The sequence below is a fragment of the Streptomyces sp. NPDC002795 genome, from assembly GCF_042888725.1.
GTDB lineage: Bacteria > Actinomycetota > Actinomycetes > Streptomycetales > Streptomycetaceae > Streptomyces.
Genome location: NZ_JBIAQB010000010.1, coordinates 135,660 through 149,488, shown reverse-complemented (window position 1 = coordinate 149,488; position 13,829 = coordinate 135,660). Strand labels below are relative to the sequence as shown.

Sequence of the window (13,829 nt, the reverse complement as noted above, 5' to 3'; positions counted from 1 at the left end):
ACTTCACGGAGACCGAACCATGACGCAGAGCACGACCATCCGCTGGGAGCAGGACGACACCGGCGTCGTCACGCTCGTCCTGGACGACCCCAACCAGTCCGCGAACACCATGAACCAGGCGTTCAAGGACTCCATCGCCGCGATCGCCGACCGCGCCGAGGCCGAGATCGCCGCGAACCCCGACTCGATCCGCGGGTTCATCTACACCTCCGCCAAGAAGACCTTCTTCGCGGGCGGTGACCTCAAGGACATGATGAAGGCCGGCCCCGAGGACGCCCAGTCCGTCTTCGAGACCGGCATCGGCATCAAGAACTCGCTGCGCCGCATCGAGACCCTCGGCAAGCCCGTCGTCGCGGCCATCAACGGCGCGGCCCTGGGCGGCGGTTACGAGATCGCGCTGGCCAGCCACCACCGCGTCGCCCTCGACGCGCCCGGCTCGAAGATCGGCCTCCCCGAGGTCACGCTCGGCCTGCTCCCGGCGGGCGGCGGCGTCACCCGCACCGTCCGCCTCATGGGCATCGCCGACGCGCTCCTCAAGGTGCTGCTCCAGGGCACCCAGTACGCCCCGAAGCGTGCCCTGGAGAACGGCCTGATCCACGAAGTGGCCGCCACCCGCGAGGAGATGACCGAGAAGGCGCGGGCCTTCATCGACGCCAACCCGGAGTCGCAGCAGCCCTGGGACAAGCCCGGCTACCGCATCCCCGGCGGCACCCCGGCAAGCCCCAAGCTCGCCGCGAACCTGCCCGCCTTCCCTGCCAACCTGAAGAAGCAGCTGAACGGCGCCCCCTACCCCGCGCCGCGCAACATCCTCGCGGCCGCCGTCGAGGGCTCCCAGGTCGACTTCGAGAACGCCCTCGCGATCGAGGCCCGCTATTTCACCGAGCTGGTCACCGGGCAGACCGCGAAGAACATGATCCAGGCGTTCTTCTTCGACCTCCAGGCCGTGAACTCGGGCGCCAACCGCCCCCAGGGCATCGAGCGCCGCAAGGTCCAGAAGGTCGCCGTCCTCGGCGCCGGCATGATGGGCGCGGGCATCGCCTACTCCTGCGCCCGCGCGGGCATCGAGGTGGTCCTCAAGGACGTCTCCGACGAGGCCGCCGCCAAGGGCAAGGCGTACTCCGAGAAGCTGTGCGCGAAGGCCGTCAAGCGCGGCCGGACCAGCCAGGACAAGGCCGACGCACTGCTCGCCCGCATCACCCCGGCCTCCGACCCGCAGGCCGTGGCCGGCTGCGACGCCGTCATCGAGGCCGTCTTCGAGGACCCCTCGCTCAAGCACAAGGTGTTCCAGGAGATCCAGGACATCGTCGCCCCCGACGCCCTGCTCTGCTCCAACACCTCGACGCTGCCCATCACCGCCCTGTCCGAAGGCGTCGAGCGGCAGGGCGACTTCATCGGTCTGCACTTCTTCTCGCCCGTCGACAAGATGCCCCTCGTCGAGATCATCAAGGGCGGGCGCACCGGCGACGAGGCCCTCGCCCGCGCCTTCGACCTCGTACGGCAGATCAACAAGACGCCCATCGTGGTCAACGACTCGCGCGGCTTCTTCACCTCGCGCGTCATCGGGCACTTCATCAACGAGGGTGTCGCCATGGTCGGCGAGGGTGTCGAGCCCGCGTCGGTCGAGCAGGCCGCCGGGCAGGCCGGCTACCCGGCCAAGGTCCTCTCCCTGATGGACGAGCTGACGCTGACGCTGCCCCGCAAGATCCGCGAGGAGACGAAGGCCGCGATCGTCGAGGCCGGCGGCACCTGGGAGACACACCCCGCCGAGGCCGTCATCGACCGGATGGTCGACGAGTTCGGGCGGCCGGGCCGCAGCGGGGGAGCGGGCTTCTACGAGTACGGCGAGGACGGCAAGCGGGCGGGGCTCTGGCCGGGGCTGCGTGAGCACTTCACGGAGCCTGGAACGGAGATCCCGTTCGAGGACATGCAGGAGCGGATGCTCTTCTCCGAGTCCCTCGACACGGTGCGCCTGCTCGAAGAGGGCGTCCTCACCTCCGTCGCGGACGCCAACATCGGCTCCATCTTCGGCATCGGCTTCCCCGGCTGGACCGGCGGCGTGCTCCAGTACATCAACGGCTACGAGGGCGGCCTGCCCGGATTCGTCGCCCGCTCGCGCGAGCTGGCCGGGCGCTACGGCGACCGGTTCCTGCCGCCCGCGCTGCTGGTGGAGAAGGCCGAGAAGGGCGAGACCTTCAAGGACTGAGGCCGGTGGCTACGGGAGGCGGTCCGTGGTGCGGAACGCCTCCCGCAGCTCCTCCTTCAACGAGCGCTGGAACGCCGTCAACAGCGCCTGGATCACCAGCGGTTGCATATGGGCCGACAGCGACCTCACGTCCTGCTCGGCCCTTTGCGACACCTCGGAGCTGAAGAGCCGGGCCAGCTCCTGCGCCGCTCCCCGCGAGTGCTCCACCAGCACCTCGCGCGAGGCCAGGATCGCGTCCAACGACAGTGGTACGTCGAGGAGTTGGACGCCGAGCCGCAGCTGTCCCGTGTCGCATCGGTACGTGTCGTCGCCCTCCCGCGTCAGCACGTCCATCGCCGCGAGCCGCGCCAGGTTCTCCTCGGTCAGCTCCCGGCCCGCGCGCCCGTCGAGCTCGCTCCGGGTCAGCGTCTCGACCGAGTCGGGAGCCCAACTGGCCACCACCGCACGGTGGATCGCCAGATCCCGCGCGCTCAGATCGGCCGGCAGCTGCACGAGATAGCGCTCGATCGCGGCCAGCGTCATGCCCTGGTGCTGCAGCTCCTCGATCAGCGCGAGCCGTGCGACGTGGTCGGGCCCGTAGTGCCCCACCCGGCGTGGCCCGATCACCGGCGGCGGCAGCAGGCCCCGCGTGCTGTAGAAGCGGATGGTGCGGACCGTGACGCCGGCGCTGGCCGCCAGCTCGTCGACGGTGAGCGTGGGGGCCTGAGTGTCCGTCGTCATCTTCGCCTCTCGCTGCGATCCGGGTGCAACAGTATTGCTGAGACACCGACGTTGTGAAACCCAAAGAGGACGGTCGACGCCTATACGCCCCCTCCGGTTCCACGTCCAGAGGCGTCCCGTCATGTGAGAAGCGCCGCTATGTGATCTCCGCCACCGCATCGGGGGCGATCTTCGGGGAAGGTGCACCTCGGTCCGCACGCCGTCAGGGGTGATGCGGGCCGACGCACGTTCCGGACCCCGGCGACCCCCACGTCTCCGGGCACCACAGAGTGGACACCCCCTCGTGAGCAAGGACGCCCTCAACACGGCCACGGACGCATCCCGCACAGATGCCTCCCAGGCGCCCGCCGACGCGGGCGACGCCGGCTACAGCAAGGCCCTCAAGAGCCGCCACATCAACATGATCGCGATCGGTGGCGCGATCGGCACCGGACTCTTCCTCGGCGCCGGCGGGCGGCTGCACGACGCGGGCCCCGCCCTCGTCTTCGCCTATCTGATCTGCGGGATCTTCGCGTACTTCGTGGTGCGCGCCCTCGGCGAGATGGTCGTCTACCGGCCCTCGTCCGGTTCCTTCGTGTCGTACGCGCGCGAGTTCCTCGGCGAGAAGGGCGCCTACGTCGCCGGCTGGATGTACTTCCTGAACTGGTCGATGACGGGCATCGCCGACATCACCGCCGTCGCGCTGTACACGCAGTACTGGAGCGCCTTCACGAGCATTCCGCAGTGGGTGCTCGCGCTGGTCGCGCTCGCGGTGGTGCTCGCCGTGAACATGGTCTCGGTGAAGTACTTCGGCGAGATGGAGTTCTGGTTCTCGATCATCAAGGTGGCCACCCTGGTGGCCTTCCTGTTCGTGGGCATCTTTCTGGTGGCCACGCAGCACCCGATCGACGGCCACACACCAGGCCTGAACATGATCACGGACAACGGCGGCTGGATGCCCAGCGGCACCATGGCCGTGGTACTCGTGATGCAAGGTGTCGTCTTCGCGTACGCCGCCCTCGAACTGGTCGGCGTCGCGGCGGGCGAGACCGCCGAGCCGCAGAAGGTCGTCCCGCGCGCGGTGAACTCGATCATGTGGCGCGTTGGCCTGTTCTACTGCGGTTCGGTGCTGCTGCTCGCGCTGCTGCTGCCGTCCACGTCGTACACCTCGGGCGAGAGCCCCTTCGTGACCGTGTTCTCGAAGCTGGGCGTCGGCGGCGTCGGCGACATCATGAACATGGTGGTGCTGACCGCGGCGATGTCCTCGCTGAACTCCGGGCTCTACTCCACGGGACGCATCCTGCGCTCCATGGCCATGTCGGGCTCCGCCCCGAAGTTCACCGCCAAGATGAACAAGAGCCAGGTCCCCTTCGGCGGCATCCTGCTCACCGCGGGCGTCGGTGTGCTCGGCGTCGGCCTGAACTACCTGCTGCCCGCCGAGGCGTTCGAGATCGTCATCGAGATCTCCTCGATCGGAATCATCGGCACCTGGGTCATGATCATGGTGGCCCACCTGGCCTTCGTCCGCCGGGCCAAGCAGGGCCTGGTCGAACGCCCGAAGTTCCGGCTTCCGTTCTCCCCGGTCACCGAGATCGTCACCATCGCCTTCCTGCTCTCCGTACTCGTCCTCATGTGGAACGACGAGGAGACCGGCCGCAAGACGCTCATGCTGATCCCGGTCGTCGGCGTGCTGCTCTTCATCGGCTGGTTCCGGGTGCGGCGCAACGTCGACCGCATCGCGTCGGACGAACTGGAGAAGGTGACCGACGGCAACTGAGCCCGCCTGCCTTCCTTCACGGGGCCCCGACGCACACGGTGCGTTGGGGCCCCGTGCCGTGCGGGTAGGACACAGGCATGTCGCTGGTTCCGTGGGACGTACAAGTCAAGATCGGGCAGTCGGCCGCATTCGTCGCGGCCCTGGCGACGGCACTGATCAGCTCCGCCCGTAGGCGCCGCCCCCGCGCCGCGCCGGACCCACCGAATCCGCCCCCGCCCGCGACGCCGCTCCCGGCCCACATCGTCCCCTGCCGCTCGGCCCCGGCCACGGCCGCCGTCACGGACCTGTGCACCTGCGTCTCCGAACTGGCCTCGGACCTGGCGAAGCGGTACGCGGACGACGACCGCCGGCCACCGGCCCCGGACGCGCATACTTGATCAGAGACAAGCCCCGCAGGCTCCGGACGCACCACGAGGAGCAGCATCCCCATGAAGCAGCACGACCCGGACCCGCCACCGCCCCCGCCCGGCGGCATCCTCTGGGAGACCGCCGGCGACATCCGCGCCCTGCTCGCGCTGCCCGCCGCGTTCGTGCTCCAGGTCGCGCACCCCGCCGTCGGCGCGGGCGTCGACGAGCACTCGGTGTTCCGCACCGACCCCTGGGGCCGCGGCGAGCGGTCGCTGACCTCGGTCATGCTCTGGGTCTACGGGGGTGAGGCCGCCGCCGAGGAGGGCCGCCGCCTGCGCCGCCTCCACCGCACCATCCAGGGCACCGACCCGCACGGCCGCCGCTACCACGCCCTCACCCCGGCCCACTACGCCTGGGTGCACGCCACCGGCTTCCCCGTCTCCCGTTACGCGCGCCGCTACTTCGCCACGCCGTTCACGCCCGAGGAGGACGAGCGGTTCTACGCGGAGTGGCTGATGGTCGGCCGCATCCTCGGCATCCACGACCGGGACATGCCGCAGACGGTCGAGAAGTTCTGGCCGTACTACCGCAAGATGCTGGCGCAGGAGGTCGAGCGCAACGCGGTGGTGACCGAACTGACGGCACGCACCCGCCCCCTGCCACCCCCACCGGGCCACCACCCGCTCCTCAAGCTCCTGTGGCCCGCCCTGCGCCCGGCCCTGACCCGCACGATGAGCTTCCTGTCGACCGGCCTGCTCCCACCAGAGGCACGGCAGGCGATCGGTCTCCCCTGGACACCAAAACAAGAACGCCGCCTGCGCCGCTTCGCGGTGCTGGTGCGCTGGCTGGTACCAAAACTCCCGGAACGCTTCCGGTACTTGCCGATGGCTCGGCGGGCGCGTAATTCCAGCCCCGCCGGCGATTGAGGCGCGGGGTCCGGGGCAGAGCCCCGAGACCCCACCCCCGCCGCAGCGCATCAATGCCCCGAGTGCACCCCATTCGTGGCAACGATCCGCTTCCACGACTCCGGCTCCACCAACTCAGAAGCCCCCCGCCCCGCGGACGCGGATGGCTTCGACGGCTCAAACAACCACGTGTCGAAAAGCCCCCGGAGCCGCTCCCCGGAAACCCCCTCCGCGTACCCGATGAAGTCGGAGACACCCGCGTTGCCGTACGCGTACCGCTTCGGCCACCCCTTCAGAATCGCGAAGAAGTCCTTCTCGCCCACCTTGTTCCGCAGCGCCTGAACCGCCAGCGCCCCCCGGTCGTACACGGCCGCGTCGAACTGGTTCTCAGGACCGGGGTCACCGGGCTTCACCGTCCAGAACGCGTCGTCCGCCGGATGCTGCGCGTACGTGTAGTCGGCGAGTTCCTGGGCCGTGCCCTCGCCCTCCTTCTCCGACCACAGCCACTGCGCGTACCGGGCGAAGCCCTCGTTGACCCAGATGTCCTTCCAGCCGCGCACGGAGACGCTGTCGCCGTACCACTGATGCGCCAGCTCATGCACCACAACAGACACATTGGACCCGTTCGCGAACTGCTTCGGCGAGTAGAACGGCCGCGTCTGTGTCTCCAGCGCAAAGCTCGACGGCACGTTCGGCACATACCCGCCCAGCGCCTCGAACGGATACTTCCCGTACAGCGACTCCAGCCACTCGGCGACCTCGGTCGTCCGCTCCACGCTCGCCTTCGCCGCGCCCTCGTTCGCGCCCAGGTCCTTGCTGTACGCGTTGATGACGGGCAGCCCGTCCGCGGTCCTGTCGGTGGTGATGTCGAACTTGCCCACCGCCAAGGTCGACAGGTACGTGGCCTGCGGATGGGCCGATCGCCAGTTGAACCGCGTCCACCCGAGCTTCGAACTCTGCGACTGCAACGTCCCGTTGGAGATCGCCTGGGTCCCGTCGGGCACCGCGACCGACACGTCGTACGTGGCCTTGTCGAGCGGATGGTCGTTGGAGGGGAACCACCAGGCCGCCGCCTCCGGCTCGTTGGCCGCGACGCCGCCGTCCGGGGTGCGCTGCCACGAGGTGAAGCCCCAGAGCTTCACGTCGGACGGCTTGCCCGCGTACGTGACCACGACCGTGAAGGGCGTGCCCTTCGGCAGTCCGGCCGCCGGGGTCACCTCCAGCTCCTGCACGTCTGACGTGGCGAATTTCGCCTTCTTGCCGTTCACCCGGACCTCGCTCGCCGTGAGCCCGAAGTCGAGGTTGAAGCGGGACAGGTCCTGCGTGGAGGAGGCGAGGATGGTCGCCGTTCCCTCCAACTGGTCCGTCTTCGGCTGGTACTTGAGGCGCAGGTCGTAATGGGAGACGTCATAGCCGCCGTTCCCGTACGCCGGGTAGTAGGGATCACCGATGCCCGACGCCCCCGGCCGGAAGTCCGCGGCCGATGCCGGGATCGCCAGCAGCAGAGAGGCCGCGAGTGCGCCAGGGGCGATGAGTCTGCGGTACACGGAAACTCCAAGTCGTCGGGGAGGTCAGACAGTTGTCGACCCCGTACGGATCACGTCCGTGGTCGGCACACCGACCCTATTCAGCACCTCGCGCCCCGGTCATGTCCATGGCCGCACCAGCCACACGATCGTCATCTGGCCGACATGTGTCTTTCGGCCCCATGCGCCTGTCCTCCGCCCCTGCTGCCCTCTGTCGCAAGCCGATTGACCGGTGTAACTTCCGCGCCATGCCGATACCTGCCAGACGCAGCCACCGCGGACCGCACCGCTTAAGAACCCTCGCGGTCACGGTCGTCACCGCCCTGCTGTCCGCACTCGTCGGGGCAGGCGCCACCGCGTCGGCCGCCCCCGCCAGGCCGACCGAGTCCAAGCCCGTCTACTCCTACGCCGACGCCGTCCGCGAGTCCGTCTGGGTCGACACCCGGCTCGACGGGGACGGCAACGGGAAGACCGACCGGGTCGCCGTCGACATCGTCCGCCCGCACGAACCCGCCGCCCAGGGCCGCAAGATCCCCGTGATCATGGATGCCAGCCCGTACTACTCCTGCTGCGGGCGCGGCAACGAGAGCCAGAAGAAGACGTACGACGCCGACGGGAACGTCGTACAGATGCCGCTCTTCTACGACAACTACTTCGTGCCCCGCGGCTACGCGTTCGTCGGCGTCGACCTGCTCGGTACCAACCGCTCCGACGGCTGCGCCGACGTCGGCGGGGCCTACGACATCGGCTCCGCGAAGGCCGTCGTCGACTGGCTGAACGGCCGCGCCAAGGGCTACACCACCCGCACCGGAGGCGAACGCGCCAAGGCGGACTGGACCAACGGCCGCACCGGCATGATCGGCAAGAGTTACGACGGCACCGTCGCCAACGGCGTCGCCGCGACCGGCGTCGAGGGCCTGGAGACCATCGTGCCGATCGGCGGGATCTCCTCCTGGTACGACTACTACTTCCAACAGGGCGCCCCGCTCTACGACTCGGGCCCCGAGTGGCTGTCCGACTACGTCGAGAGCCCGGCGGCACGCGAGCGCTGCGCCGCCGTACAGAAACGACTTGTCGACGAAGCGCCCAGGACGGGTGACTGGACCGGGCTCTGGCAGGACCGCGACTACGTCAAGGACGCCGACCGCGTGAAGGCCAGCGTCTTCGTCGTGCACGGCATGCAGGACCTGAACGTCCGCGCCAAGCACTTCGGCCAGTGGTGGGACGCCCTCGCCAAGAACGGTGTCGACCGCAAGATCTGGCTGGCGCAGACCGGTCACGTCGACCCCTTCGACTTCCGCCGCGGCGCCTGGGTCGACACCCTGCACCGCTGGTTCGACCACGAACTCCTCGGCTACGCCAACGGAATCGACCGCGAGCCGATGGCCGACATCGAGCACGCCCCCGACCGCTGGACCACCGACAAGGTGTGGCCGCCGCGCGCCACCGCAACCGCCGCGCTGCGCCCCGCCAAGGGCGACAAGGCCGGCGTCGGGGCGCTGGGCCTGAAGACCGGTTCCGGCACCGAGACCTTCACCGACGACCCGGCGCTCGGCGAACTCGACTGGGCCGACCGGATCCAGCAACCGACCGCGGAGAAGGCCGGGTTCCTCAGCCGCCCGCTGGCCAAGGACCTGCGCCTGTCCGGCTCCTCGAAGGTGACGGTCACCGCGACCCCGACGACGTCCAGCGCCCACCTGAGCGCCGTCCTCGTCGACCTCGGGCCCGCCACGATCCGCGACTACGGGGGCGCGGGCGAAGGCATCACGACCGGCACCGACCGCAGTTGCTGGGGGCCGAGCACCACCGGCGACAGCTCCTGCTTCCTGACCGCGGCGACCGCGACCACCGACGTCAACTCGACGGTGTTCAGCCGAGGTTGGGCCGACCTCGGCACCTCCAGGAACCCGGAGCACGGCGCCGCGCTCAGGCCCGGCAAGCCCTATACCCTCACGATCGACCTCGCCGCGAGCGACCACGTCGTACCGAAGGGGCACCGGCTCGCCCTCATCGTGGCCGGCACCGACAAGGACCTGATCGACCCTCCGTCCACCAAGCCGACCCTCTCCCTGGACCTCGCCCGCACCGCGGCCCGCGTCCCCGTCGTCGGCGGCGCCGCCGCCTTCGCGGCCGCCACCTCCGGCTCCACCACCGCCACCCCCCAATCGTCCGCGGCCGACGGCGTACGCCCGTACCGCCTCGACCGCCCAGTACCGGGAGGCAGCACCCGATGAGAGCACGACCCCGCACCCTCGCCCTGGCCACCGCCGTCGTCGCGCTCACCGCGCCCCTCGTGGTGGCGGCCCCGGCCGGCGCGAACGGCGGCGCCACCCCGCCCCGCACCGGCTTCGAGGAGACCGACGGCGCGCGCTGGACCACGCAGCCCGAGGAGAAGCAACTCCTCGCCACCGTCGACAAGGCCTCCGACCAGGTCTCCGTCTCCCGCATCGGCGAGACGAAACAGGGCCGCCCGCTGAACCTCGTACGCATCGGAGCCCACCGGGCGCCCAACACCGTGCTGCTGATCTGCTCCCAGCACGGCGACGAGCCGTCCGGCCGCGAGGCCTGCCTGACGAAGGTCCGCGACCTCGCCTACGCCAAGGACAGGGCGACGCAGCGCTTCCTGTCGCGTACGACCCTCCTTGTCGTGCCCACCGCCAACCCCGACGGCAACGCCGCCGACACCCGCGGCAACTCCGACGGTATCGACATCAACCGCGACCACATCGCCCTCAAGACCGCCGAGGCACGGACGATGGCCGCCGTCATCCGGGACCGGCAGCCCGACGTCATCTACGACCTGCACGAGTACGGGGCCACCCCCAAGTTCTACGACAAGGACCTGTTCGACCTCTGGCCGCGCAACCTCAACACCGACCCCGCCGTGCACGATCAGGCCGAGTCGCTCTCCCTCGACCACGTGCGTCCCGCAGCGGGCGACGCCGGGTACACCACGGGCACGTACGGCATCTGGACCGACCCGGAGACCGGCGAACCGATCAAGCAGACCGCGGGCGACGGGCAGGAGCGGATCCTGCGCAACGTCTCCGGCGTCAAGAACTCCGTCGGGCTGCTCATCGAGAGCCGCGTCGACCCCGGCACCCCCGCGGAGGAGAACGACCCGGCGCTGGTCAACCAGCGTCGCCGCGACTCCCAACTCGCCGCGCTCGGCGGCCTGTTCGAGTACACGGCCGAGAACCGGGGCGCGATCGAGGCCGCCACCGCGGCCGCCCGCGCCAAGGGCTTCGCCGACCGCGGTCCGGTCTACCTCGGCGGCGCCGACAACGACCCCGCGGAAGCCTCGGAGGTCATCAAGGATCCGCCGTGCGGATACCGGCTGAGCGACACGCAATACGCCGAATTCAAAGACGAATTGGCGCTGCACGGCATCACCGTCAAGAAGTCGGGCGATGGGGCCTTTGTGCCCATGCGTCAGTCCGAACGGGCCCTGGTCGCGCTGCTCCTCGACGCGCGCGCGACCTACCACCTGACGGAAGGGAAGCCCGACACACGCTGCTGATCGGGTTATGGGAGTGTCAGGTGTGGTAGGTCGTAGTGGGTGACAAGCCCTCAGAAACCAACCAGCGATACTCCCGTCCCCGAGGAGGGAGTGACCGGCGAGCAGAGCCCCGCCACGGACCGGATCGTGTTCGGCGTCACCGCCGTGCTCACTCTGGCCTTCGTGGTCTGGGGCGCCGTCGCCACAGACAGTCTTGAGAGTGCCTCCAATACGCTGCTCAACGGCCTTATGCACAACGGTGGTTGGGCGTTCGTACTCGCCGCCACCGGCTTTGTGGTCTTCGCGCTGTGGCTCGCCATGAGCCGCTACGGGAAGATCCCTCTCGGCAAGGAGGGCGAGCAACCGGAGTTCCGCACGGTCTCCTGGATCGCGATGATGTTCAGCGCGGGCATGGGCATCGGCCTCATGTTCTACGGAGTGAGCGAACCGCTCGCGCACTTCACGACGCCGCCGCCGGGCACCGACCCGGCCGACTCCGCGCAGGCCATGGAGACCGCCATGGCCACCACGCTGTTCCACTGGACGTTGCATCCGTGGGCGATCTACGCGGTCGTAGGACTCGCCATCGCCTACAGCACGTTCCGGCGCCGCAGGCGGCAGACCATCTCGTCCGTCTTCGTCCCGCTCATCGGTGAGAAGCACGCGCACGGCGCGTGGGGCCGGGTCATCGACATCATCGCGATCTTCGCGACGCTGTTCGGCTCCGCGGCCTCGCTCGGCCTCGGCGCCCTGCAGATCGGGGCGGGGATCGAGGCGGCCGACTGGATGGACAAGGCCAGCACGGGCCTGCTCGTCGTGATCATCGCGGTCCTCACGGTCGCGTTCGTCGCCTCCGCCGTCTCCGGTGTGGAGAAGGGCATCCAGTGGCTGTCGAACATCAACATGGTGCTCGCGCTGCTGCTGGCGGTCTTCCTGTTCATCGCGGGCCCGACGATCCTGCAGCTCGACATGCTGCCGACGTCCATCGGCGCGTACCTGGACAACTTCCCGCAGATGATCGGCCGCACCGAGGCGTCCAGCGGCAAGGGCGTCGCCGACTGGCTGAGCAGCTGGACGGTCTTCTACTGGGCCTGGTGGATCTCCTGGTCGCCGTTCGTCGGCATGTTCATCGCGCGCATCAGCAAGGGCCGCACGATCCGTCAGTTCGTCGGCGGCGTCATCCTCGTGCCCTCGACCGTCAGCCTGATCTGGTTCGCGGTCTTCGGCACCACGGCGATGAGCCTGAAGGACGACGGGAAGCTGGCCGGGGCGGACACCCCGGAGACCCAGCTCTTCGGCGTGCTCCAGGAGTACCCGATCGCCACGATCACGGGCCTGCTCGTGATGATCCTCGTCGGCATCTTCTTCGTGTCGGGCGCGGACGCCGCATCGATCGTGATGGGCACGCTGTCGCAGAAGGGCGCGCTCGAACCCGGCAAGTTCGTCGTCATCTTCTGGGGCGTCGTCACCGGTGCCGTGGCCGCGATCATGCTGATGATCGGCAACGGTTCGGGCGACGCGCTCACAGGACTGCAGAACCTGACGATCCTTGTGGCGGTGCCGTTCGTCATCGTCATGATCGGCATGTGCTGGGCGCTCCTGCGCGACCTGCGGCAGGACCCGCTCATGGTCCGCGGCGAGATGGGTATCGAGGTCGTCGAGCAGGCGGTCGTCGCCGGGCACGAGAAGTACGGTGGCGAGTTCGAGATCCGCATCGGCCCGGGCAGCAGCCTGGAGACCGAGGGCGACCCGATCGGCAAGCACCACGAGGACTGAGAACGTACGTACGGGTGGGGGCGTGGTCCGATACGGACCACGCCCCCACCCGTTCGCCGCCCGCTACCGGTCACCCGTTCATCCGGCCCCGGCCAGCTCGGCCGCCTCCTCGGCGCAGCCCCACGCCACGGTCACTCCGGCGCCACCGTGCCCGTAGTTGTGCACCAGCACCCGCCCGGCGCCCCTGACCTCACGCTCGATGCGCACCGCCGGGCGGGCCGGGCGCAGGCCCACGCGGTGGTCGAGGATCCGCGCGCCCGCGATCTCGGGGCGCACCTCGGCGCAGCGCTTCACGATCTCCTCGGCGGTGGCCGGGTCCGGCTCCAGGGACCACGCGTCGTCCTCGGCGGTGCCGCCGAGCAGCAGGCGCCCCGGCTGCGGCAGGAAGTACGTCGTTCCGTCGGAGGCGGGGTCGACGGTGGTGAACCACGTGTCGACGCCCGGGTTCTCCACGACCACCAGTTGCCCGCGCACGGGGCGCACCGAGTCGTCCGGCACCAGTTCGCGGGCCGCGAGCCCGGTGCAGTTCACGACGGTCGGCGCGACGTCGAGGGCCTCGTCGAGGGAGTCGACGGTACGCGCCTCGACGGTGACACCGGCTCGGCTCAACTGGTCGCGCAGCCACGCCAGATGGGCCGGCATGTCGATCAGCGGGAGACGCGCCGCGAGCCCCTGCGGGGTGTCACGCAGGCCCGCCACCTCGCCGGCCCACGCGCCGAGCCCGTCGAGGCGCGAATCCCCGTGCACGCCGTCGACCAGGCGCACCCCGGTCTCCTCGGGGCGCGCCGCCCACTCCTCGTACCGCCTCAGCGAGCGCAGCGACCACGCGCCCACCTTCTCTATCGGGTCGATCCGGTACGGCCACCACAGCCCGCCCGCGACCGCCGATGTCGTCCGCTCGGCGACGTCCCGCGACCACACGCGCACCGGGCGCCCGCGCCGCGCGAGTTCCAGGGCGGTGGTCATGCCGATGACCCCGCCGCCGACCACGATCACTTCACTGCCGCTGCCACTGTCACTGATCATCCATGGACGCTAACGGAAACCACCGGAATGAGGCATGCAGCGCTCACGGCGGGCACAGGTGGGAATACTC

10 protein-coding genes are annotated in these 13,829 nt (G+C 69.6%); 7 read left to right on the top strand and 3 right to left on the bottom strand.

The features are described 5' to 3' along the window. Window positions 1-19: 19 nt before the first annotated feature. The gene (locus ACFYWS_RS28950) at window positions 20-2,203 is read left to right on the top strand and encodes a 3-hydroxyacyl-CoA dehydrogenase NAD-binding domain-containing protein (RefSeq protein ID WP_389281294.1); all 2,184 of its coding nucleotides are present in this window, start codon (window positions 20-22) and stop codon (window positions 2,201-2,203) included. Between the two features lie 9 nt (window positions 2,204-2,212). Here the strand turns inward: ACFYWS_RS28950 and ACFYWS_RS28945 are convergent, their stop codons facing one another. Further along, window positions 2,213-2,923 carry a MerR family transcriptional regulator gene (locus tag ACFYWS_RS28945; RefSeq protein ID WP_389281292.1) on the bottom strand — a complete coding sequence of 237 codons (711 nt, stop codon included), beginning with the start codon at window positions 2,921-2,923 and terminating at the stop codon, window positions 2,213-2,215. A 283-nt stretch (window positions 2,924-3,206) separates the two neighbouring features. Here ACFYWS_RS28945 and ACFYWS_RS28940 point away from each other — a divergent pair, with 283 nt between their 5' ends. The 3 genes from ACFYWS_RS28940 (at window position 3,207) to ACFYWS_RS28930 (ending at window position 5,953) form a co-directional block, all read left to right on the top strand. Then, complete coding sequence (locus ACFYWS_RS28940) at window positions 3,207-4,679, top strand: amino acid permease (protein WP_389281290.1); 1,473 nt, start codon at window positions 3,207-3,209, stop codon at window positions 4,677-4,679. A 77-nt stretch (window positions 4,680-4,756) separates the two neighbouring features. After that, window positions 4,757-5,056 (top strand): hypothetical protein, encoded by a 300-nt coding sequence (locus ACFYWS_RS28935; protein ID WP_389281289.1) that lies wholly within the window; start codon window positions 4,757-4,759, stop codon window positions 5,054-5,056. A 51-nt stretch (window positions 5,057-5,107) separates the two neighbouring features. Beyond that, on the top strand, window positions 5,108-5,953 hold the full coding sequence (locus tag ACFYWS_RS28930; RefSeq protein WP_389281287.1) for an oxygenase MpaB family protein: 846 nt from the start codon (window positions 5,108-5,110) through the stop codon (window positions 5,951-5,953). Window positions 5,954-6,003: 50 nt separating this feature from the next. Here the strand turns inward: ACFYWS_RS28930 and ACFYWS_RS28925 are convergent, their stop codons facing one another. Then, window positions 6,004-7,479, bottom strand: coding sequence for a M1 family metallopeptidase (locus tag ACFYWS_RS28925; protein ID WP_389281286.1), 1,476 nt, complete (start codon window positions 7,477-7,479; stop codon window positions 6,004-6,006). 227 nt (window positions 7,480-7,706) lie between these two features. Between ACFYWS_RS28925 and ACFYWS_RS28920 the strand changes: the two genes are divergently transcribed. From ACFYWS_RS28920 to ACFYWS_RS28910, 3 genes are all read left to right on the top strand, one after another. Beyond that, a complete protein-coding gene (locus ACFYWS_RS28920) occupies window positions 7,707-9,692 on the top strand; it encodes a Xaa-Pro dipeptidyl-peptidase (protein WP_389281284.1) in 1,986 nt (661 codons plus the stop codon). Continuing rightward, window positions 9,689-10,978, top strand: coding sequence for a M14 family metallocarboxypeptidase (locus tag ACFYWS_RS28915; RefSeq protein ID WP_389281282.1), 1,290 nt, complete (start codon window positions 9,689-9,691; stop codon window positions 10,976-10,978). Before ACFYWS_RS28920 ends, ACFYWS_RS28915 begins: the two co-directional genes overlap by 4 nt. 90 nt (window positions 10,979-11,068) lie before the next feature. Further along, window positions 11,069-12,733: a BCCT family transporter gene (locus ACFYWS_RS28910; RefSeq protein ID WP_389281281.1), complete on the top strand. Its 1,665-nt coding sequence runs from the start codon at window positions 11,069-11,071 to the stop codon at window positions 12,731-12,733. A gap of 78 nt (window positions 12,734-12,811) precedes the next feature. On the opposite strand, the gene ACFYWS_RS28905 is transcribed toward ACFYWS_RS28910, so the two are convergent. After that, window positions 12,812-13,759 carry an NAD(P)/FAD-dependent oxidoreductase gene (locus tag ACFYWS_RS28905; protein WP_389281279.1) on the bottom strand — a complete coding sequence of 316 codons (948 nt, stop codon included), beginning with the start codon at window positions 13,757-13,759 and terminating at the stop codon, window positions 12,812-12,814. Window positions 13,760-13,829: the final 70 nt, after the last annotated feature.